This window comes from Mycobacterium sp. SMC-17, from assembly GCF_045310915.1.
In the GTDB taxonomy this organism is placed as follows: Bacteria; Actinomycetota; Actinomycetes; order Mycobacteriales; family Mycobacteriaceae; genus Mycobacterium.
In genome coordinates, this window is the sequence record NZ_JBJIAK010000166.1 from 1 (window position 1) to 1107 (window position 1107).

The window sequence follows — 1107 nt, forward strand, 5'->3', positions numbered from 1 at the left end:
CTCCTCCAGGATGGCCGCGCGGATCGGGCTCTCGTCGACGATGGCGATCCTGGGAGACGATTCTGCGCTCATCGACAACTCTTAAGCCCCGGCGACTGCATCCATATCACGCCAGAAGGTCCGGGAAAGGGTTGTAATTCTCGGCAATTGGGACTAGCTCCTGCCCATCAATCAGGCAGATTTGGGACGATATGCAAGAGGCCGCCGCGCCGAAAGTGAGCTTTGTGTCCTTGGGTTGCCCCAAGGCGCTGGTCGATTCCGAACGCATCATCACCCGGCTGCGCGCGGAGGGCTATGAGCTGGCGCGCAAGCATGACGGGGCCGACATCGTCATCGTCAACACCTGCGGCTTCCTAGATAGCGCCAAGCAGGAATCGCTCGCCGCGATCGGCGAAGCCATGGCGGAGAACGGCAAGGTCATCGTCACCGGCTGCATGGGCGCCGAACCCGAGCAGATCGAGAGCGCCTATCCCGGCGTGCTCTCGATCACCGGACCGCAGCAATATGAGAGCGTGCTGGACGCCGTGCATCGGGCGCTGCCGCCGGCGCACAATCCGCATCTCGACCTGGTGCCGCCGCAGGGCGTCAAGCTGACGCCGCGCCACTACGCCTATTTGAAGATCTCCGAAGGCTGCAACAACCGTTGCAGCTTCTGCATCATTCCGAAGCTGCGCGGCGACCTGGTGTCGCGGCCGGCCAATGACGTGCTGCGCGAGGCCGAGAAGCTGGTGAAGGCCGGCGTGAAGGAATTGCTGGTCATCTCGCAGGACACTTCGGCCTATGGCGTCGACCTGAAATATGCCGAGAGCCCGTGGCAGGATCGCTCGGTGCGCGCGAAGTTCTACGATCTGGCAAAGGAGCTCGGCGAGCTCGGCGCCTGGGTGCGGCTGCAATATGTCTACCCCTACCCGCATGTCGACGAGGTCATCGGCCTGATGACCGATGGCAAGGTGCTGCCCTATCTCGACATCCCGTTCCAGCATGCGAGCCCCGACGTGCTGCGCGCGATGAAGCGTCCGGCCGCGCAGGAGAAGACGCTGGCACGGATCCAGAAGTGGCGCGAGCAATGCCCGGAGCTGACGCTGCGCTCGACCTTCATCGTCGGCT

1 protein-coding gene is annotated in these 1107 nt (G+C 63.5%); it reads left to right on the plus strand.

All coding sequences use genetic code 11. The features are described from left to right. Window positions 1-191: 191 nt before the first annotated feature. Window positions 192-1107, plus strand: a 916-nt coding sequence (gene rimO / locus ACJH7A_RS30600) for a 30S ribosomal protein S12 methylthiotransferase RimO (RefSeq protein WP_406803328.1), incomplete at its 3' end; no start/stop codon positions are given.